Here is a 21,712-nt window from a genome sequence, read left to right on the forward strand (position 1 = left end):
TTTCTTAAGCTTAGTCGATTGTTTTAAAGATAAAAGCCACAACATTTTTATAATTGTTGTGGCTTTTATTAATAGTTTTTATAATGAATTTGCATCTTAGGTATAAGATACACCATTTATTTTAAATTCAGTATTTGGTAGTGCTTCTATAAGTTCTTGAATACTAATTTTACTTTCGTCAATAACTTCATCGCTTATCGAAACTTCTTTTAAATTTGATAATTTAGTTAATACAGTAAAGTCTTCTATTTTTAGATTATTAAGTACTAAATATTCTAACTCTGTTAAATTTTCTAATACAGAAATATCAGTAACTTTATTTCTACTAATATTCAATCTGGTTAATTTAGTCATGTTTGCTAAAAATGAGATGTCACCAATGTTGTCGTTAGAAGACATAGTTAAATCTCTCATTTCAGTTAAATTTTCTAAGAAAGAAAAATCAGTAATAATATCATTTGAGTCAAATATTAATTTTTTTAAATTGGTTAATTTTCCTATTGCAGAAGCATCTTCTATAAATTCAGCAGAAGCCATATAAAGAGACTCTAATTGAGTTAAAGGAGCTAGTGCAGATAAATCTTTTAAACCATAAGTATAAGTAAGGTTTAAGGTTTTTAATTTATTCAAATTACTTAAAGGAGTAATATCTCTTAAACCAATATTCCATGCTAAACTTAAATAAGTTAAATCAGTTAAATGACCTATTGATTCAACCTCTGATACTTGATTATTTGTTAAATCTAAATACGTAACCTTTTTCAAATGTTTTAATGCTGTGATATCTCGTAACGGAACTCTAAATGATTTTCCATAGAAATTGGCAATATCTAAATTTTTGCAATATTCTAAACCGCTAAGAGTTTCTGGTAATCCATAAGGATCCATTGCATGATAATAAGGAGTTGTACTATCTGTTAATGGGAGGTTAGTGATAGATTCTAATTCTTCTCGAGTAAATTCCCCATCTTGTTTAGATAGAGCATCACGAACTATTTGTTCTATAACAGGATCTTTAAATTTAATATCACTTGTAACAAACTGATTTATAGCGTTGAAAATTTCTTTGTTTTCTCTGTTTTTAAAACTTACTTGCCAATAATAAGTGGTTTTTGGATCTAGTAAAAAGTCAAATTGAAAAATATTATCAGCATAATTTGTTGCAATGGGAGTCATATTATCTTTAGATGTACCAAAGAAAATAGTGAATTTAACATCATCGCTATTTAGGGCATTTTTTATATACCATTTTAGTTTAGGAACAGGTAGTAATTCTACATCAGTTGTCATATCAACTGGGCTTGGAGTAACAGAATTATCAAATTCTATTGGAGGTATTTCTTGTATAGGTTCTTCAATAACTGATTCAGAAGAGTCATTATTACTACAAGAAAAAATAATAAATGTTAACAATAAAGCAATAAAATACGATGATTTTAGTGTTTTCATAAGATGTGAATTTTTTTAATGTGCTAGAAAGCTATTTTTTTGCGAAAATAGTAAACTATGTTTAAAAAAAGGAGATAAGTAAGTTTTCTATTATGCGTTAATCTTATTTTTTTTAATCATTTTGCATAAATGGTTAAGTAAATATGTGTTTTTTTAAAGCTTCTAAATTTTGATAGAACTAATATAAATCCAGATTATAAATAGAAATTGTAAAGGAATTCTAAACCATAAATATGAGAGACCATTTCCATCAAATGTTCCTTTTTGATAATTTACATTATTTATAGAAGCATAAATATTAGCAGGTAGCATTAATAGAAGAAAAATTACAAGTACCCATCCAGATAAAACTTTTAGTTTAGGAATAAGTAAACCTATTGCTAGTAGAATTTCAAAAATTCCAGTTAGGTAAATAAAAATATCTTTAAAAGGAACAAATTTAGGAATCATCATTGACATTCCCTTTGTGAAAACAAAATGTCCAAGAGCAGTAAATACAAGCATTATTGACATTGCAATTCTTGCAGATAAGGCAAAATTGTATTCTTTTTTGAGAATTTTAAATACTAAAATAGAGATTGTAAAACTTAATAAAAGTACAATTAGTGGTTTCATGTTTTTTCTTAATTGTTTAACCACAAAGGTTATAAAAGAAGAAGTAAAAAAAATGAATCCAAGTTAACTAATACGCTTTCTAATTCTACTCAATGCTTGTGGAGTAACACCAATATATGAAGCAATGTATTTTAATGGAATTTGTTTTAGTAATTTAGGTCTGTCAGAAAATAGATTTAAATATCTTTCTTCAGCAGTTTTGCTTAGCAAAGAAAGTTCTCTTTTTGATTTTATTAAATACATGTTTTCAGCCATTTTTCTTCCAATAATATTCCCATTGCTTGTTCTTTTATAAACTTCATGTAAATCTTTATTAGAAATTTGCCATAAAATTGTTTCTGTCAATGTTTCTATTTCGTATTCAGAAGGAGTTTGTGTTAAGAGAGAATCATAAGCTGTTACAAATTCATTTTCAAATAAAAATCCAAATGTTATATCTGATTCTTCTTTAGGTATGTATAAACGAATTATACCTTTTGAAATAAAGGATAAATGTTTCTCTGTTTTTCCTAGTTTTAAAACTATTGTATTTTTGTCAAATCTTACTTTTTTTAATTTAGAAGAGAAAAAAATCCAGTCAGAATCACTCATAGGAGAGATATTATCAATAAACTTTTTGATTTCTTCCATTTTGAAACTTTTTGCTTGTGGTTAACATTTTTTGTTTGTAGCGTTTAAAAGCTAAAGACTATAGATGCAATATACAACCTGTTATGTTTTTTATTTAATAATTTTTTGAAGATATCTGTTATTTTTTTAATGTTGAAATTCAACTATTTTAGTATTTGGAAACTCTAGTTACCTGATTGAATTTCAGGGATTAATTCTGTAACTTTTTCTTTATTTCCTACTTTTTTATATAATGCAATTCCAAAAGTATTAAGCTCTACTAACTTTGTTTTTAATCCTTTAGGTTTATAAATCTCTTTTGCTTTTTCTAAACTAATTGTGGCAATTAAAGGAACACCATATGAAAACTCAAGTTTTGAAAGTTGAAATAAAGAATTTGCAATTTCAATTTCGTTGTTAATTTGTCTGCTTAATTTAAGAGCGTCATTAATTTTTTTTCGAGCTTTTTCTACTATTTCTGTTTTTTTATTTAACTGTTTTGTTTGATTTTCTTTATTATCAGTTTTACAGGAAGCAAATACAATAATAGCAGCAATTAGTAGTTTTTTCATGATTTTTATTTTTGGTTATTCTAGATGTTTGCGTAAGTGTCTATTCATCATTAGAAAAATACCTAATTCCAACGAATTCATAGTTTTCAATACTATCGATTTTAACAAAGTCGTTATGCTTGTCAGACCAAAATTCATCATTAAAATCAATAATAACGTTACTTGATGTTTTGATAGCTTTTCTATCATGATAGTCAATAATATCGTATCCAATATGTAACTGATTAAGCTTCACTGAGTTTTTTAATGTTATCTGCTTTTAAAAAGTCAGTATTCACTTTAAAATTATCGTTTTCAAATTCGGTAAGTTCAGGAAATTCAGGGTCAAATCTATCATTCTGAATTGATTCAAGCTTATTATTGTTAAAAACAAACTCGTACATGCTATAGTGAATTCCTCTCTTGTGTTTAACTATTCTGATATTTCCATCTGGTTCCCCAAGTTTTTCAATAACAGAGTCATAGGAATCGTGTAATTCTACGTTTCCAAATTTTCCTGTTCTTAGAAAGTCTGTTATTTTTATTTCTTTTTTCATATTCAGTACAAGTTAGTAATACTGTTTGTTTTGCTTATTACTAACGATACAGATTTTTTAGTCTAAAAAAATTAATATGTTGTGAATTATGTTTACTTATTTCACAAACCTAATTTGTAAGTTAAGTTTAAAGTATAGCTCTCCATTTTCTTCGTATATAGAGCCAAAATTGTGTCTGCTTGAACTAGCCGTATCTAATTTAGTATTATTAAATAAATAGTTTTCAAATTCATTTCTATTGTAAATATGGTAGCACAAAACATCCCCATTCTCTTTTACAATCAAATAACCTCCAGTTGCATCATATTGTCCAGTCCAAACTTTAGAGGGCATCATCCCTAAAGCTATATCTGTTAAAAACCTTTTAATTTTATATTGATAAAATTTATGTTCATTTGAAATATCAAAGTTCAATGGATTTTTAGAATTTGTTTTTTCAACTAAGTCGATAATACTCGATCTTTTAGAAGAATAAAACTCATAAACAATTTGAGACAGTATCTCAGGTAACCTACTATCAATAAGAATTAAGTTATTAGAAAAAATTTGTTTTTCAGTTTTTACAAATTCAAACTTACCATTAGAGTTTAAAATAAAATTTATTCTATCCATTATTTTACTTCGAGAAGTAATAGAATTAATCTCTTTTATTTGTAAGGATGTAAGTTTTATATTAGAAACTCTAAAAATAAAATTAGTCGTTTTACCAGCATTAAGTAAGGTAGAAGGACTCCCTAACTGTGATTTTATACTAAAACCTAATGTTGGTTGTTGATTTGTTCTTTGGTCATGAACAACAATTGTAATATCTGTTTTAGCTGTAGAACTAGCTTTTAAAGAAATGCAATTAATTGATTGCATAAATTTTTCAATTTCTGGAATTGAAAAAGTTCTTTCTTTGTTTTCTTTTATTTTTGTAAGTAAGAATTTGGCTTTTTGTTTAAATTCTGAAATTTCAATTTTTAGAACTTCTTCACCTCCAGAAATGATAATTATTTCGTCTTTAATTGAATATTCGAAACTTCCATTGTTTTCGGTTCTTAAAACGCGTAAAATAGGATAAACTATTCCTTCTAATTTTTCAATGTCTTTATTTCCAAGAAATAATTTTTTGTCTCCAAGTAATTTGAATAGTGTATAAATTTCACTCCATTCCCCTTTGTTTCCTGTAATCATGAATTTTTAAGTTTCTCTATAATTTTTTTAGCAGTTGCTTGAATAGCAGGAACAGCTACAGAATTTCCGAATTGTTTATATGCTTGAGCATCAGAAACTACAATTTTATAATTGTCAGGAAACCCTTGTAGTCTTGCCCACTCCCTTGGAGTCATTTTTCTTATTCCTTCTCTATTTACCTTACCTTTGATATTGGTTACAGGTGTAAAATCTTTTAGTCTAAAATCATACAGTAAATTTCTTTCTCTTCCCATTCCTCCACAAACAACAGCATTTGCAATTCCATCATTTGAAATTATTTCATAACCAAACCCATTTCCTTTATCAGCATGTCGAGCTTTGTGATTTCGTAAAGTCTTTATGTAAGTTTCAGATAAGTAGTATTTAACAGAAACAATTTCACTTTCTAAAATGTCATTGACAGATGTTTTTTTCTTTGTTGGTTTTGGATATTCAAATTCGGTTATTTTTAAATCATTTCTGAAACCTACTATAAATATTCTTTCTCTATTTTGAGGTACACCAAACTCTTTGGCATTTAGAATCTTCGGTTCAGGAATAAAATAACCGAGATCTTCACGTAATACATTTAGAATTGTAGCTAATGTTTTTCCTTTATCATGACTTCTTAATCCTTTCACATTTTCTAGAAAAATGGCTTTTGGTTTTTTCTCTTTTATAATTTCAGCTACATCAAAAAATAAAGTTCCTCTTGTATCTTCAAATCCACCTCTTTTTCCTGCGATAGAGAATGCTTGACAAGGAAAACCAGCACATAAAATATCAAAGCCATCTGGAATATAGTTCTTTGTTGATTTTTTTGTAATATCTCCAAATGGAATTTCTCCAAAATTGGCTTGATAAGTTTGTTTAGAGTATTTGTCCCATTCGCTAGTAAAAATACATTTACCTTTAAGATTTTGGAGAGCAAGTCTAAAGCCTCCTATTCCAGCGAATAAATCAATGAATTTAAAATCAGGCTTTTTAGGAGCAGGGAAAGGAACATTTTCTTGTTGAAAAATTAAATACTGTAAAGCTTCTTCAGCAGCTTCATTTGAAACGTTTTTTTCAGGGAATTTATATTTAAATAAGCTTTTTACATGTTTCAGAGCATCATTTTTGTAAAATTGTGACACTCCATTTTTATGATTATGTAAATAATGTGTAAAAGAAGCTTCTGTATCATGACCTAATTCACTAAGTGTTATTTTGAATTTTTTCTCTTCAAAATTTTTAATCGATATTTTCTCTTTTTGACTCACTCTGCGTACTACAAGTTTTAAGGTTGCAAGTTACAAAAAAATATAGTTTTGGGTTTCGTTTATAGTAGTACCCATCGTAATCACCTTATAATTTTTGCTTCAATTATATAAAAATCATGTTTATCTAGTAATTATCATTTTCTAAGGTTATTCGTCTGTCATTAAATATGTTATTTCTATAATAGTTACAATTGTTATTAGTGCTTTATATTGAAAAAATAATGAAAATCTATAATTTATGATATGTGTAATATAAGTTTACTTTTTTGAAGTCACAATTCTAACAAATTTCAAAAGAACACAAAACATAAAAAAATAAGCCCTCAAAAAAGGCTTATTATCATTGTTATTTATAAAAGTAGACTTAAAATTTCTAGCTATTGATTTAGCTGAATTTTCTTTCATTTTCAGAAATAGACAAATCGTTAATGCTAGCAAATCTTTTTTTCATTAAACCGTTTTCGTCAAACTCCCAATTTTCATTACCGTAAGCCCTAAACCATTTTCCTTCCTTGTTTTGGTATTCATACTCAAACCTAACAGCAATTCTGTTGTCAGTATGTGCCCAATATTCTTTTTTCAAGGTATAGTTTAACTCTTTCTCCCATTTTTCGGTTAAAAAATCAACAATTTGTTCACGTCCTTTTACAAAGGTATCTCTATTTCTCCATTCACTATCTACAGAGTATGCTTTTGATATCTTTTCAGGATTCTTAGAATTCCAAGCATCCTCGGCTTTTTGTATTTTTATAATAGCATCTTCTAAACTGAAAGGAGGAAGAGGTAATTTTTGTTCTACCATAATTATTATTTAAATAGTCAGTAAAACATAAGTCGGAACAAGGACTTTTTTATTACATTTAAGAGTAATTACCAGAGAGAGTACTATTTTTTTGGTCTGTTATACCACTTGTAATTATTCCAATGTTTTAATTTCTTCCATTGATTTATTGTAGTATTATTTTTTATAGGTTCATTTTTATCATTAACAAATTCGCCTCCTAAATCAAATAATGTTTTATTCAATGATATAGCGAAGTAATTACGATTAGCATCAAACTCTATTTCTATTATTTTTTCTGTTATGTAAAAGTTTATTTCATAGAATAAGTTGTTGTAAAATTGAAAACTATTTATATGATTGATTTTGTTACTTTCATCTTTTATAGTTTCCCATTCTTGATTAAATTTTTTCTTTTTAAAATCATCATATTTTTTAGTGTCTTGACTTAATTTTTCAATAGTAGACTTACCATCTAGAGGAAGTTCTAATAAAGTTATGTCAGCTTTGAGCCAAATATCCAATCCAGTTTGTTTTTTGAATTGTTTTTGAATTTGTTCAACAGAGGGTAATTTTTTATGAAAACTTATCCTTGAAATATTTAATCCCATAACCTTTTTCTTATTTTTAAACAAATATAAGTTTTAACCAAAAAAACTCAAACCAACAGATTTGAGCTTTTTGTATTATAAGAAGGGTTTGGGTTTTTAAATTTTCAGATTAAAACAATACTGAAGCCTGTCCGTATTGGAAATGAATTGGATTATGACCAGGATCTTTAGTAAACATGTACAAATCTTTCGGAGCTTTTTCAAACAACATAATAATATCAGAACCTCCAAATCTAAACTTTCCAAACTCCTGACCTTTTACCACTGTTTTACCTTGTAATTCTGTATACATATCAACTCCAGAAACCTGACACATTCCAATAGGTAAAATAGCAACTTTACCTACTTCTGGTCCACCATCCATTACCACTAAACCTCTAGCCTGTGTAAATTCATAACCATTACCAGCGCCATCCGGAGCATCCCATTCACCATCTTTTAAATCTACATTCAAATACACATTTCCTTCTACAGGAATAATTTCTAAAACTTGTCCTGCTACTGGCGTGTGAAAACGGTGATAATCAAACGGACTTAAAAAGTAATGTACAAATGTTCCTCCATAAAAGTTTTCAGCATATTTACTGTGTTGCAACAACTCATCAACAGTACCAATTGTGTGTGTATGTTTTAAACATATTTTAGCTGGAGTTTTATCTTTCTCTATAACATTTCCTTTATCATCAATAGGATAGAATTTCTTGTAGGTACAATCTGCAGGTGAAACAACAACCTTATTGTCTTTTGGTGAAGCAATTGGACGTAATGGACTAATACCTGTTTCTGGATCAGAATGATTGAACTCTCTGTAGAAAAACTGATTGAATGTTTTCCAATTTTTCATATTGTCTTTATACAAATCAAAGTTATACATTGTATTGGCTCTAAACGAATCTAAACTATCCTGAGTTAAAGATGCTTCAGTATCTAAGAAAATTCCCCAAGAATTGGCTGCATCTACCAACCAATTTGCAAACTTCTTATAGCTTTGCATGGTAAGATCTGTCCCAGGAATTTTTTGATCAATTAACCAATAGTATTGACATAATAAATCGTATACTTTTTTGTTATATCCGTTCTTTTCATTGTTACTTTTCCATGCTGTTGGATAGTTAGGATCGTTTTTTTCATTTGGCACCATTCTATTATAAACATCAATATAATTATAATACTCTTCTACATTTGTTGGCCATCCATGCCCTTTTAATTCATCATCTATAGCATGATATAAATCTGAGTTTAATTGTTGTTTTGCTTTTTTTACTGCTATTGATAAAGAAGCGTTTAATGCTTCAGCCATTTGAGGGTCTTCAGAAAGAATAGTTTTTAGCTTTTCTACAACCATTAAGTGAGATTGAACTTGTGTTTCCATTTTGTTGTTGTTTTAAGTTTGTTAATGAGAGATATTTGATACAACCAGTTTTGAGGTTGTTGATCAAAGTTCTAAAAAACAACAGTTTAATAGTGCTAAAATGTAATGGAAGTGCGATTTACAAGTATAATGGATGGTTTATTGGGTATGAGCGAATTTTGTTTAGTAAAAGTGTAAATACAGAAATACAGTGAACTAAAATCACTGACAATTGCTTACTTCTTATTCAAACTGCTTACTAATTCAAAACCTGTTATTCCAGTAATTCCAAAAGTAGGATAAGATAAACTCTCACAAGCAGCATCACCATACATAAAATTGAAAATTAGATTATAATCGGTGCTTTCTTTATGTTTTTCAAAATAAGAATGTAAAAAGTCGATTTCTTTTGAGTTGATTTTTGCAGAAACTTTCTTCGGATTTATATTTTGGTGAACGAAATATTCTTGTTGAACAAAATCATTTAAAGTTTGTAGCCTTTTATCCGTAGTTATCCAAAAAATGGTTCTGTATATGTATTCTTTTACTCTTTTTATAATTAATGTTTCAGAATACATTTCACTCGTCCAAAAATAAGGAACACAAAAGTTTCTAGTTACAAAAGCATTTAATTTAAACTTGCTGTCAAAATCTGTAGTATAAAAATTAGTCCATCCACCCTTTAAATCGTCAGCAACATTGATGAAAATTTTAAACGTGTTGTTGTTTTTTAGGTTGATGTTTGTGTTGATTTCAGAAATTACATCAGTTATTATAGCTTCTGCATTCAGGTTTTTTAATTCCTCAATTTTCTGAACTACATGTTCTTTAGCCATCGGATTAAATCCAGAAATAGGAACATCTAAATCATTATTTGTATCACCTTTTAATAAGGCTAAATATTCTTTAAAACGCTCAGGAGATCGAGGCTTGCTATAAATTTCAAGCATTTTGTCTAAAACGGGAACAATTTCAAATTTCATACTGTTTTTTTAGAAGGTTTAACTCGATTTATTAAGTATAATTCTACCAGAATTAAATTAACTAACCATCCTAGCCAAGATACAATTTTGTATGTATCCATTGGAGGTAAGGCAATTGTGGATACAATAATCCATTTAAATAATCGCAAACTAATAGCCGAAAGCGTTAAAGCATAACTTCTATACATGAATTTTTTATGTTGTATCCAATTTTTTTCTTTTGCAAAAGTGTATGCTTTGTAGGTAAATACAAACCAAAGAATTGCTTGTAGTGTAAAAGAAATCTTTGAATACACTCCACCATTTGCATAAAATGCCATTACAAGTCCAGAAGGGCTGGCAACACAAAGGATAAGTAAAATGTATAGTTTACCCAGATTTTTATGCAATGTTGGAAATTGTAACCTTACAGATGATGAAAACTGCGGAATTCCTAATAGCAAGGTAAAAATACTGGTGTATACATGACTAAAAAAGGCAATTTGATAATGTTTGTAACCAATAACATCATCTTTTACATTTAAAAAAGCTACATCTAACTTTAAAGGAACGTATTGAGCTGTTATTAATATCATCAAATAAGAAAAATACAATAGCGATACGTAGTAAATACTTTTTAAAATATAATTGAATGTTTGAGGCATAATTACAATTTATCCTCTTCCGAAATAGTCGTAATATTCACTTGCATTTTTCTCATATTTTAAAAGCAATTGTATATTTTGCTTTTCAATATCAGTAAAATCACTTTTTATATCTGTATGTACAGGAATGTACCAGCTTTGAGCATCGAAAAACACACGTAAAGGTCTACTTTTAAAAGAATATCCATGTCTTGCATAAATAGCATTTCTAATAATAGTTAAATCGCCTTTTTTTAAGTTTTCAACATCTGATTTTGAAAGTACTGTATTAGACGCATTCATTTCATAAATCAAATCTGTAGCTGTAGCAAACTCACTCGAAATCCATTTTTCAACATTACCATTTCCCATGTCTTGAGTAATTGTTTTCCATTTTACATACATAGTAGTTTCATCTAACATAGTATTAGGATTGTAAGTAAATTCTTTTTTATCTAATGTGTATTTTCTCTTTTTTATGTTGATGTTTTTATAGGCTTCCCAAGTACCAAAAAGCTGATTGTTTGAAATTGTAAAATTGAATTCGCCATCATATTTATCATCGCCAGGTTCTTTTACTTTAAAATGAAAATCGTCACCTTGCTTTTCAATTGTTCCTTCAAAAGGTCTGTCGTTTCCAGCCACAATACTATGTCCAAACACTAAGTTTTCTGCAATAGAATCTATAGAAATGTTGATTTTATTTTGTCTGTTCCATTCAAAACCACCACCAACGTTTACAGCTTTTTCATCATAATTATTACCATCATTTCTTTCAAAAAAACCAACCCAATACCCAATTAAAGGATTCTTTTTTACTTTTTCTGGAGTTTTTTTGATTGCTTCGGATGAGGTGTTTTCAACTTTAGTACCCTCCTCAACAGTAATTTTAGAATCAGGGTTTTTGATGTCTGTTTTACAGCTAATAATAATTAGTGAAAGTACGATTAAAACAATTTTTTTCATTTTTTAACTTTTTGAGATGGATTTTAAACTCGAATAATATTTTGCTCTTCTAAGATAGGTAAATTATTAAAACGCAATAAAATTTGTGCAATAGCAATGGTGTCTTGTTCGCAGTATTTTGCAATACGAGGTAAATTTTGATCTTTATAATAAACAGCAGCTACTTTACTACCATCAATATCTTGTTTGGGAGATGGAATACCGAGAATATGAGTCAATAACTTTAAAGAAGTATAATGTTTATAATCGCCAAACTTCCATAATTCCATAGTATCAATATGCGGAATTTCCCAAGGTTTTTTACCAAACAAACGTAGTTTTAATGGCAATTCAATTTGATGAATAACCATTCTACGAGCAATGTATGGAAAATCGAATTCTTTACCGTTGTGCGCACATAGTAAGTGCTTTTTTTGATTGAAATGTGTGTCTAAAAGACTTTTAAAATCTAATAAAATATTCTTTTCATCCTCACCAGAAAAAGAAGTGATTCGCAATTGCATTTCATTATTAGTGTTCACAAAATAACCTACAGAAATACAGATGATTTTACCAAACTCAGCCCAAATACCAGCATTATTATAAAATTCTTCAGCAGATAATTCTCCTTTTCGTTTGTATTGTGTTTTATGAGCGTATAATTCTTGAGTTTCCTCTGCAAGATTTTCCCAATCTTCTTGTTGAGGTACTGTTTCAATGTCTAAAAATAAAACGTTGTAAATATCAATAGCATCAATCATAGCAAAACTTAATTTAAAAGCAATTGTATTACAAAGATAAAAAAAACCAGTCTTATGACTGGTTCATTAAATCTTCTATTTCTTCTGCCTCAATAGGAATATTTTTCATTAAGTTGAATGGTTCTCCTTTTTCCTGAATCACTACATCATCTTCTAAACGAATTCCAAATCCTTCATCAGGAAGATAAATACCAGGTTCTACAGTAAACACCATATTTGCCTGCATTGGTTCATGTAATAAACCATAATCGTGTGTATCTAAACCAATATGATGAGAAGTACCATGCATAAAGTATTTTTTATAAGCAGGCCAATCTTTGTTTTCGTTCTGAACATCTGCTTTATCAAGTAAACCTAAACCAAGCAATTCAGAAGTCATTAATTTACCAACTTCAACATGATACGCTGTCCAATCATTTCCTGGAACTAACATTTTTGTAGCATCAATTTTAACTCTGTTTACAGCATTATAAACTGCCTTTTGTCTATCAGTAAAACGACCAGAAACAGGTATTGTTCTACTCATATCACTTGAATAATTTGCATATTCAGCAGCAACATCAAATAAAATTAAATCACCAGCTTTACATTGCTGATTGTTTTCTATGTAGTGTAAAACATTTGCATTATTACCGCTAGCAATAATTGGAGTATAAGCAAACCCTTTAGATCTGTTTTTTATAAACTCATGAATAAATTCTGCTTCAATTTCGTATTCCCAAACATCTGGTTTTACAAAATTTAAAATACGTCTGAATCCTTTTTCGGTAATATCACAAGCCTTTTGCATTAAATCAATTTCTATTTGATCTTTTACCGAACGTAATCTTTGTAAAATAGGATTGCTTTTTGCTACCGAATGTGCAGGATATTTTGCTAATAACCATTTTGTAAAACGAGCTTCGCGAGTTTCAGTTTCTATCTTAGCTCTATAATGTTCATTGGTGTTTATATAAACAGTATCAGCCAATGCCATCATTTCTGCCAATACTTTTTCTAAATCTTGTAACCAAAAAACTGTTTTTACTCCACTTGTTTCAAAAGCTTTTTCTTTAGTTAATTTTTCACCTTCCCAAACAGCAATATGATCGTTGGTTTCTTTTAAAAATAAAACCTCTCTAAGTTTTTCTTTAGGGCAATCAGGAAATACTACTAAAATACTTTCTTCTTGGTCTACACCACTTAAAAAAAAGATGTCTCTATGTTGTTCAAAAGGTAAAGTACTATCTGCACTAACCGGATATATATCGTTTGAATTAAAAATAGCTAAACTATTTGGCATCATTTGTGCCATAAAGTTTTTACGATTCTTAATAAATAAGTCGTTGGCTATTGGTGAATATTTCATGTTTTTGAATTTTAGAAATTTAGCTAAGATCAAAAATAGAAAAACAAATAGACTAATTCGTAATATTCAGTATGATGATTTTATTTTAAAAATGTATTGTGTTGATTTTTAGGTGTTAATTGTGTGTTTTTGATTTTTTAACAAAATAAGACGTATATAATTACAATATATTATAAAATGGCATCGTTTTTGACCCTAGAAATGTGAATATTTTAAAAAAAATAGTTAATAAAATATTTGGTTAAATAAAAAAGTTGTACTTTTGCGCCGCTTTAATTTAGCTAAACTGTTAAAAAACAGTTTGATAATCCCTGAGAAGATGAAGAAAATACTTTTATTATTAGTATTGTGTTGTACAATAAATGTTGTGAGTCAAAAAGAGGTTTGTGATACACCTGAAGAGGAGCAAGCTTTAAGTTTAAATAGTATAACGAAGTGTTCTATAGAACCTTCAAGCTCAAAAAAAGGAAAGAAAACTAGACAGATTACAGTAAAAGTATCTGCTTCAAAAAGAAGATTTCTTAAAAAAAGAGAGGCTAGAAAAATGACATCTGTATCAGGAAGTTCGTTAAGTACTTCTGGTGTATCAGAAGTTGCAACTGCACCACAAATTTCAAATTCATTATCATTAAAGAAAAAAACAGCTACTAGTAACATAGCAGCGTTAACAAATTCTTTATCTGAAGAGGAAGTAAGAAAAGCTAGCCGATTTAGTAATGTTGATAAAATTCCATTATTTACAAAATGTAAGAAAGCTAAAAGAGGTGAGAGATTAGACTGTTTCAATACAGAAATGATGTTACATATTCAAAAACACTTTAAGTACCCAAGTGAAGCTGTTAGAGATGTAATTGAAGGTGAAGTTTGGGTTCGTTTCATTATTGACAAAAATGGCGATGTTAAAAATATAAAAACTTTAGGTCCAGAAAATGCTGAAATATTAAATGAAGAGGCTACAAGAGTAGTATCTAAGCTTGCACGTTTTATACCAGGTAAAAAAGAAGGTGAGCGTGTTTCAGTAAAATATGGATTTCCAATAAACTTTTCTTTAGAAGAATAGATTTCCCAATTTAAATTAATTTATAATGTTTAAGAAGCAATTAGTAATGATTGTTTTTACGTTGTGCATGCAATTTATTTATGCGCAGGTAAAAATTAGTGGAGTAGTATTTAATGAATACTTAGAACCTTTTTACAATGCAAAAATAGCAAGTGAAAAAGAGGTAGTGTTGTCAAACGTTAAAGGAGAATTTACAATTACTGTTGAAGATAAATTTCCGCAAGTGATTGATGTTACAGCTTTTGGTCATCAATTAGAACGTGTTACGTTAGTAAGTGCAAAAGGTAAAGTAAATGTAATTTTAAAAGAGAATTACTTATTAGATCAAGTAGTAATTTCTGCATCGAGAGTTCCTGAAAGAATTATTGAATCGCCAGTAACTATTGAGCGTTTAGGGTTAACAGAAATTAAAAGAAGATCATCTAACTCTTTTTACGATGGTTTAGCAAATTTAAAAGGAATTCACACTGTAGAAAGTAGTTACGGATACAAGTCTGTAAATGCTAGAGGTTTTGCTGATTTAAGTAACTCTAGATTTGTACAGTTAGTTGACGGTATGGATACTGCAGCTCCTGCGTTAAACTTTAGTGCAGGTAACCTTTCTGGTATTTCTGATTTAGATATTCATAGTGTTGAAATATTACCAGGTGCATCTTCTGCTTTATATGGAGCCAATGCCTATAACGGTATTATGCTAATGAAAACTAAAAATCCATTTGATTTTACAGGAGTTAGTTTTTTACTTAAAAGTGGATTTACTCAACAAGATGCTGCAGGTAACAATGCTATAAAAGATGTTTCTGTTCGTATGGCTCATAAGTTTAGTGATGCTTTTGCTGCAAAAGTAAACTTCTCTTATTTTGAAGCGGAAGAATGGCATGCAAATGATACTAGAAATAAACAAATTGATACGAGTGAAATAATTGAAGGTGAGCAAAACACTGTTTTAAGTTACGATGGTGTAAACTCATATGGAGATGAAAATATTCAGAATTTAACATCTATTACAAGAGCTGCTTTCGGAATTCAGTTACCAGAGGTATATCTTGTAAACAGAACTGGATATGCTGAAAGAGATTTATTAAGAGATTATACTTCTAAAAACTTAAAGTTCTCTGCATCTTTACACTACAGACCTTTTAAAGATGAGTCTTTAGAAGTAATCTTAGCAGGAAGAGTAGCAAGAGGAGATAATATTTTCCAAGGAACTTCTAGATTTGCACAAAGAGATTACTACATCGGTCAGTCTAAGTTAGAAGTAAAAGGTGATAACTTTTATGTTAGAGGTTATTATACAAGAAATGATGCAGGTAATACGTACGATTTAACAAGAACTGGTTTAGCATTAAATAGTAAGGCTGCAGAAAATAATAGCTTTGGTCTTTGGGGATACGATTACTTAATCGCTTTAATTAATGCTGGTGGATTTAATGCAGATAATACAATTAACTTAGATCCTGCTGCTTTAAAAGCTGCAAGAGATGCTGCTGATGCTACAAGAATACAACCAGGTACTGCTGAGTTTAATAGAGAGTTCAATAACGTTACATCAACTTTACTTACTGAAGGTGGAAGTAAAATTTACGATAGAAGTTCTTACACTCATGTAGATGGAAACTACAACTTTTCTAGTTTATTAGATAAATGGGCAGATGTACAAGTTGGTGGTTCTTTTAGAAGATATAACCCAGATTCTCAAGGAACTATTTTTAACGATGGAGCAGAAAGAATTCGTGTAGATGAGTATGGTATTTATACACAAATTCAAAAGAAGTTTTTAGATGAAAGATTAAAGTTAACAGGATCTATTCGTTATGATAAATCTCAAAATTTTGACGCTAATTATTCTCCACGTTTTGCAGTAAACTATGCAATAGATGAAGATAAAGATCATATTTTAAGAGCTTCTTATCAAACAGGATTTAGAAATCCTACAATTCAGGAGCAGTATTTATTTATTCCTGGAGGAGGAGCTAAGTTAAACGTAGGTACGTCTTCAGATAACTTAAGCAGAATTAATGTTGATGGTATTACTGGAAATGATATTATTAATAACTCATTATTCACTAGATCGGTATTAGTTGGTTCTGGTTTCACAGGAGATTTATATATAAAATCTGATTACGAAGCTGTAAGACCTGAAGAAGTTCAAACTGTTGAATTAGGGTATAGAAGTATGATTGGTGTAACAGATATTAACAACATCAATTTAGATATTAATGGTTTCTTTAGTGTTCACAACGACTTCTTGTTCTTTCAAGATGTTGTAGCACCAACTGCGGGTAAAGTTTATCCTTTCGGACAAACACCTTTAACAGCAGCTCAATTAGCAGATCCAGATATTCAAGCGGGTCTTATTATTGATGGTGTTTTAGTATTAGATAGCGAAGCTAACAATGGAGGAAGTCCTAACTTTAGAGAGTTTAATATTGTAACTAACGCTAAATCTACAGTTCAATCTTACGGAGTAGGTGTTGGTTTAAGTACTAAATTATTAAATAGCTTTGATTTTGGTGTAAACTATGACTTTATCGATTTCTCTTTTGATGATAAAGATGGTGGTTTCTTTGAGCCTAACTTTAATACACCAAAGCATACTGTTAGAGTACAATTAGGAAATAACAATCTATTTAAAAACTTTGGATTTAATGTAAATGCTAGATGGCAAGATAAATTTAGATGGGTTTCTCCATTCATAAAAGGAGATATAGATGCAAGAACAGTATTAGATGCTCAGATCAACTATAGAATCCCAGCAATAAAATCGAAATTTAAAATTGGAGGTACTAATTTATTAGGAAAAGAATATTTAGCGGCTCCAGGTTCGGGTAGAATAGGTAGTTTATACTATTTCTCTTGGACAATTAATAACTAGTAAATTTGTTATTTGGATTAATGAAAAGCCTGAGGATTTCCTCAGGCTTTTTTATTGCGTATAAAGCAAATATATTATGAGATGATGACTGATGTTGTCTCGTGTTTCTTATTATGGGCTATAAGCTTTAAAATAGACGATACAGAGCTGTTACTTCTAAATGAGTCCTCTGGTGTTTTTTTACAATAATCAATTAATTGAGAAATAGAAGAAACAGCCACATGCATTCTAACATCAGAAGAAGCATAATAAATATAAACGCTTCCATCATTATTGGCTATCCAGCCATTTGAAAATAAAACATTTCCAACGTCTCCAATAATTTCGTGTTCGTTTGGAGCCATAAAATATCCTGCGGGTTGGTATTTTACTTTTGTAATATCATTTAGTTCTGTCATAAATAAATACAAAACATATCGTAATCCGGCAGCTGTATTTCTTACTCCGTGTGCCAAATGCAGCCAACCTTCATTGGTTTTTATAGGTGCAGGACCCAATCCGTTTTTCAATTCATAAACGGTATGATACCTTTTATTAAAAACGACTTTTTCTTCTGTAATAACCGGATTTTCCATTGAATCTGTGTAACCAATGCCCACTCCACCACCTGAGCCAGTTTCTATAAAACCATCTTGCGGACGTGTATATAAACAGTATTTACCATTTACAAATTCTGGATGTAAAACAACATTTCGTTGTTGATGCGAAGGTGTTACTAAATCTGGTAAACGTTCCCAGTTTATTAAATCTTTAGTCCTTGCCATTCCTGCACTTGCAATAGCACTTGAGGTATCTCCTTTTGGAGCATCCGGATCTTTTCTTTCGCTACAAAATATACCATAAATCCAACCATCTTCATGTTCAATTAAACGCATATCATACACGTTTATATCTGGGTTTTCTGTTTCAGGAAGAATGAGAGGCGTGTCCCAAAATTTAAAGTTATCAATGCCGTTTGGACTTTCTGCAATGGCAAAAAAGGATTTACGGTCAACTCCTTCTACTCTTACACATAAAACATAATTACCTTTCCATTTCATAGCTCCAGCATTAAAAGTAGCATTTACACCTATGCGCTCTTGTAAATTAGGATTTGTTTCTAAATTCAAATCATATCGCCAATTCAAAGGCACATGATTTGGTGTGATGATAGGAAACTTAAATCGTTGATAAATCCCATTGAATTCATCAATAGGACTGTTTTTCTGATGTAATAAAGCTTCTTGTTCTAAAACAATTTTTTTAAGACGCTTTTCGGGAGGTAATATGTTTGTTTTCATAATATTTTGAATGTTTTTTAAGATTCTAATTTTCTCCTTTCAGTTAATTCTCTATTTATTTTTAGTACAAAAGCATCATCTAGTTTGTAGAAGTAAATAAAAATGGCTGATCCAATGGCTCCTATGGCAGGAATAAAACTCATCATCATTCGTATACCTTCTTTAGCTTGTTCAGATTGTACTGTGTTTGCCTCAAATCCGTAGTAAGCCAACATCCAACCCGTAAGAGCGCCACCCAATGTCCATCCCATTTTTTGCGACATTGAAGAAGAAGAAAAAATAAGTCCTGTAGCTCTTCTCTTGGTTTTCCATTCCGAAAAGTCAGCAATATCAGCATACATAGACCATAAAAGCGGGAAAATAATTCCGGCACAAACACTTATTAAAAATTGAAAAATGAAAATAAGCGTCACATTGTTTTCTTTAAACCAAAAGAAAAAACAACTTAAAACTCCTGCTACAATCATGGCAGACAAAAAAGTATATTTCTTTCCGATTTTTGCTGAAATAGGTTTTGCTAATACAACACCAATAATGTTTGCAGCTTGCCCTAAAACTAAATACAGAGTACTGTAAGTAATATCAATATTTATAATTGGTAGTTTAAAAGCATCTTGATTTTGAAAGTAATATTTAAAATAATAAATAGTAGATCCGTCTCTTAAAGAGTTAAAAATTAAAGCGCATACACCTGCACCCAATAAAACAAACCAAGGTTTGTTTTTTACTAAGTTTTTAAGATCTGCTTTTAAGTCTGTTTTTTGCTCTTTGGGAGGCTTAATTCTTTCTTTAGTAAGTAAAAACGTAAAATAAAAAAGGATTGCAGCAATACTTCCGAAGATGGCTACTGTATATTGCCAGCCTTTCTTAGGGTTTTCTGTGGCTGTTAAGTTGCTAAAAATTTCAACTAAAGGTTCTGCTAAAGCAAGTACTAGAATACTACCAGCAAAAGCAAAAATAAAGCGGTATGTAGCCAAAGATGTACGCTCTTTAATGTTAGAAGTCATTACTCCAAGTAAAGATGCATAGGGAATATTTACAGCAGTGTAAATAATCATCATTAAACAATAAGTTACATATGCATACACAAGTTTTCCAGAATTGCCAAAATCAGGTGTGGTAAAAGTTAAAGTACCTATAACACCAAATGGAATTGCCATCCAAAGTAAGTAAGGTCTAAATTTTCCCCATTTTGTAGCTGTTCTATCTGCTAAAGCTCCCATAATTGGGTCGTTTAACCCATCAAAAACTCTAGTTACTAAAAACATAGTACCAACCATAGCAGCAGAAATTCCAAAAATATCAGTGTAAAAAAACATTAAATACATGGTAAAAAGCTTCCAAAACATAGAAGAAGCGAAGTCGCCAAAACCGTATCCGATCTTTTCTTTAAGTTGTAATTTTTGCATCTTATTTTTAGGAAATAGATAATATTTGGTTGTTGTTTTTGCTTAGTTTTTATTTTTTATGATTAAAAAATGACTAAAAAGCAATGAGGGAATAACAAAAATAGTTTTAGAATTACGAAAATAATAATACTATTCTGTCATTTTTTTCTTTCCCTTGCAAAGAAATTGACAAAAAAATAAGATAAATTAAGAATTACTGTTAGTTTTTTGAGTAATTCATATTAAATAGCTACGATTTGAATGCAGGCTCTTGAGTTGTGATAAGGACATTTCCACATTCCTACTTTTTCGTTTTTTGGATCGTGATTTCCGTTTTCATCTATAACACCTAACCATTCCCCATGCGTATGATCTATTACATTTTTATCTATAAAATCCCATATGCGAAGTACAAGTTCATGGTATTTTTCATCTTCAGTGATTTTATAAACATAAAATATTCCAACCATAGCTTCAGCTTGTGGCCACCAATGTCTATCAGTATCAACAATTCCTGTTGTTAAATCAATACAATTCTTTGTGCCAGCTTGTTCGTCCATAGCTACTTCTATAAAGCGATCTACTACTTTTACTGCAATTTGTTCAATTTTAGTAAGTAATAAAGGTTCGTTAATTACTTTTGCAGCTTCAATTAACAGCCAAGCAGTTTCAACATCATGACCATATGAGTATACTGAACTTTTTAAGTTCCATTTTTCATCAAAAAATAAATGAAAATGAAAGTCTTTGCTTAAAAATTTGTCAGTAAAAAGGGTTATCAAATTAATTAGAGCGTCTTTTACTTGTTTTTCAGGATGTATTTTATAAAAAGTAGTATAGGCTTCTAGTATGTGTAAATGAGTATTCATGGTTTTAGCATAATTCTCATCTTTTTCACTTAAACGCATATCTTCAATAGCATCCCAATTTTCAGCAAAAGCCTCAATGTAGCCATTATCTTTACTATCAAACGATTTTTCTTCTATTAAATTAAAAAGAGTAATAGCCCAATTTTTTACTTCTTCATCCTTTGAAAATAAATAATACTCTGAAAGGGCATAAATGGTAAATGCTTGTGCATATACTTGTTTTCTTCTATTCGTAGGCGTTCCTAAATAATCAACTTCCCAAAAGACACCACCAAAAATTTCATCATTAAAATATTGTTTTAAATAGTTGTAGCTTCGTTTACAAATAGCAGCATATTTATCATTTTTATAATGGTTTGCCGCTGCTGAGAAAGACCACAAAATTCTAGAATTTAAAATAATTCCTTTATTCATTTTGTGTTGCTTGATATCTGGATAATCAATATGCCCAATAAAACCACCATGTAAGTTATCAATAGTGTTATCTTCCCAATAAGATAGAATATTTTTAAGTTCTATTTGTAAACTATCTTGTAAACTTGCTATGCTATTCATTTGTAATTTGGCTTTTGATTGTTACCAGTAAAAAATGTATTTTTTACGTAGTTTTACAAAAAT

General features: G+C 29.6%; 21 protein-coding genes. 2 read left to right on the forward strand and 19 right to left on the reverse strand.

Features of this window, described 5'->3' with window-relative positions; all coding sequences use genetic code 11:
* Positions 1–96: 96 nt before the first annotated feature.
* The 16 genes from EYW44_RS08405 to EYW44_RS08480 all read right to left on the reverse strand — a co-directional run bounded on the left by EYW44_RS08405 (position 97) and on the right by EYW44_RS08480 (position 13,622).
* Positions 97–1,449 (reverse strand): leucine-rich repeat domain-containing protein, encoded by a 1,353-nt coding sequence (locus EYW44_RS08405; RefSeq protein ID WP_132723222.1) that lies wholly within the window; start codon positions 1,447–1,449, stop codon positions 97–99.
* A gap of 162 nt (positions 1,450–1,611) precedes the next feature.
* Positions 1,612–2,064 carry a DoxX family protein gene (locus EYW44_RS08410; protein WP_132723223.1) on the reverse strand — a complete coding sequence of 151 codons (453 nt, stop codon included), beginning with the start codon at positions 2,062–2,064 and terminating at the stop codon, positions 1,612–1,614.
* Between the two features lie 63 nt (positions 2,065–2,127).
* The gene (locus EYW44_RS08415) at positions 2,128–2,694 is read right to left on the reverse strand and encodes a Crp/Fnr family transcriptional regulator (protein ID WP_132723224.1); all 567 of its coding nucleotides are present in this window, start codon (positions 2,692–2,694) and stop codon (positions 2,128–2,130) included.
* A 164-nt stretch (positions 2,695–2,858) separates the two neighbouring features.
* Entirely contained in the window at positions 2,859–3,245 is a 387-nt protein-coding gene (locus EYW44_RS08420) for a hypothetical protein (protein ID WP_132723225.1), read from the reverse strand.
* A 40-nt stretch (positions 3,246–3,285) separates the two neighbouring features.
* A complete protein-coding gene (locus EYW44_RS08425; RefSeq protein ID WP_132723226.1) occupies positions 3,286–3,480 on the reverse strand; it encodes a hypothetical protein in 195 nt (64 codons plus the stop codon).
* Positions 3,470–3,781 (reverse strand): hypothetical protein, encoded by a 312-nt coding sequence (locus EYW44_RS08430; RefSeq protein ID WP_132723227.1) that lies wholly within the window; start codon positions 3,779–3,781, stop codon positions 3,470–3,472. Before EYW44_RS08430 ends, EYW44_RS08425 begins: the two co-directional genes overlap by 11 nt.
* Positions 3,782–3,877: 96 nt before the next feature.
* Complete coding sequence (locus tag EYW44_RS08435; protein ID WP_132723228.1) at positions 3,878–4,957, reverse strand: HpaII family restriction endonuclease; 1,080 nt, start codon at positions 4,955–4,957, stop codon at positions 3,878–3,880.
* Positions 4,954–6,219, reverse strand: coding sequence for a DNA cytosine methyltransferase (locus EYW44_RS08440; RefSeq protein ID WP_132723229.1), 1,266 nt, complete (start codon positions 6,217–6,219; stop codon positions 4,954–4,956). Before EYW44_RS08440 ends, EYW44_RS08435 begins: the two co-directional genes overlap by 4 nt.
* 385 nt (positions 6,220–6,604) lie before the next feature.
* Positions 6,605–7,021: a nuclear transport factor 2 family protein gene (locus tag EYW44_RS08445; RefSeq protein ID WP_132723230.1), complete on the reverse strand. Its 417-nt coding sequence runs from the start codon at positions 7,019–7,021 to the stop codon at positions 6,605–6,607.
* An 83-nt stretch (positions 7,022–7,104) separates the two neighbouring features.
* Entirely contained in the window at positions 7,105–7,611 is a 507-nt protein-coding gene (locus EYW44_RS08450; RefSeq protein WP_132723231.1) for a hypothetical protein, read from the reverse strand.
* Between the two features lie 109 nt (positions 7,612–7,720).
* A complete protein-coding gene (locus tag EYW44_RS08455) occupies positions 7,721–8,983 on the reverse strand; it encodes a phosphatidylserine decarboxylase (protein ID WP_132723232.1) in 1,263 nt (420 codons plus the stop codon).
* Between the two features lie 215 nt (positions 8,984–9,198).
* Positions 9,199–9,945, reverse strand: coding sequence for a hypothetical protein (locus EYW44_RS08460; RefSeq protein ID WP_132723233.1), 747 nt, complete (start codon positions 9,943–9,945; stop codon positions 9,199–9,201).
* Positions 9,942–10,520 carry a DUF2306 domain-containing protein gene (locus EYW44_RS08465; RefSeq protein WP_132723234.1) on the reverse strand — a complete coding sequence of 193 codons (579 nt, stop codon included), beginning with the start codon at positions 10,518–10,520 and terminating at the stop codon, positions 9,942–9,944. The genes EYW44_RS08460 and EYW44_RS08465 overlap by 4 nt, the downstream gene beginning before the upstream one ends.
* 78 nt (positions 10,521–10,598) lie before the next feature.
* Positions 10,599–11,534 (reverse strand): YARHG domain-containing protein, encoded by a 936-nt coding sequence (locus tag EYW44_RS08470; protein WP_132723235.1) that lies wholly within the window; start codon positions 11,532–11,534, stop codon positions 10,599–10,601.
* 23 nt (positions 11,535–11,557) lie between these two features.
* The gene (locus EYW44_RS08475; protein WP_132723236.1) at positions 11,558–12,274 is read right to left on the reverse strand and encodes a 3'-5' exonuclease; all 717 of its coding nucleotides are present in this window, start codon (positions 12,272–12,274) and stop codon (positions 11,558–11,560) included.
* 52 nt (positions 12,275–12,326) lie between these two features.
* Positions 12,327–13,622 (reverse strand): aminopeptidase P family protein, encoded by a 1,296-nt coding sequence (locus EYW44_RS08480; RefSeq protein WP_132723237.1) that lies wholly within the window; start codon positions 13,620–13,622, stop codon positions 12,327–12,329.
* Between the two features lie 319 nt (positions 13,623–13,941).
* On the opposite strand from EYW44_RS08480, the gene EYW44_RS08485 reads away from it, so the two are divergent.
* Positions 13,942–14,682: an energy transducer TonB gene (locus tag EYW44_RS08485; RefSeq protein ID WP_132723238.1), complete on the forward strand. Its 741-nt coding sequence runs from the start codon at positions 13,942–13,944 to the stop codon at positions 14,680–14,682.
* A 25-nt stretch (positions 14,683–14,707) separates the two neighbouring features.
* Positions 14,708–17,557, forward strand: coding sequence for a TonB-dependent receptor (locus EYW44_RS08490; RefSeq protein WP_132723239.1), 2,850 nt, complete (start codon positions 14,708–14,710; stop codon positions 17,555–17,557).
* A gap of 74 nt (positions 17,558–17,631) precedes the next feature.
* Here EYW44_RS08490 and EYW44_RS08495 read toward each other — a convergent pair whose 3' ends face one another.
* The 3 genes from EYW44_RS08495 to EYW44_RS08505 all read right to left on the reverse strand — a co-directional run bounded on the left by EYW44_RS08495 (position 17,632) and on the right by EYW44_RS08505 (position 21,649).
* Positions 17,632–18,837, reverse strand: a complete 1,206-nt coding sequence (locus tag EYW44_RS08495) for a glycoside hydrolase family 130 protein (protein WP_132723240.1) — start codon at positions 18,835–18,837, stop codon at positions 17,632–17,634.
* Positions 18,838–18,854: 17 nt separating this feature from the next.
* Positions 18,855–20,246: an MFS transporter gene (locus EYW44_RS08500; protein ID WP_132723241.1), complete on the reverse strand. Its 1,392-nt coding sequence runs from the start codon at positions 20,244–20,246 to the stop codon at positions 18,855–18,857.
* A gap of 221 nt (positions 20,247–20,467) precedes the next feature.
* Positions 20,468–21,649, reverse strand: coding sequence for an AGE family epimerase/isomerase (locus EYW44_RS08505; protein WP_132723242.1), 1,182 nt, complete (start codon positions 21,647–21,649; stop codon positions 20,468–20,470).
* Positions 21,650–21,712: the final 63 nt, after the last annotated feature.

Source organism: Tenacibaculum sp. M341 (assembly GCF_004337695.1).
Lineage (GTDB): Bacteria > Bacteroidota > Bacteroidia > Flavobacteriales > Flavobacteriaceae > Polaribacter.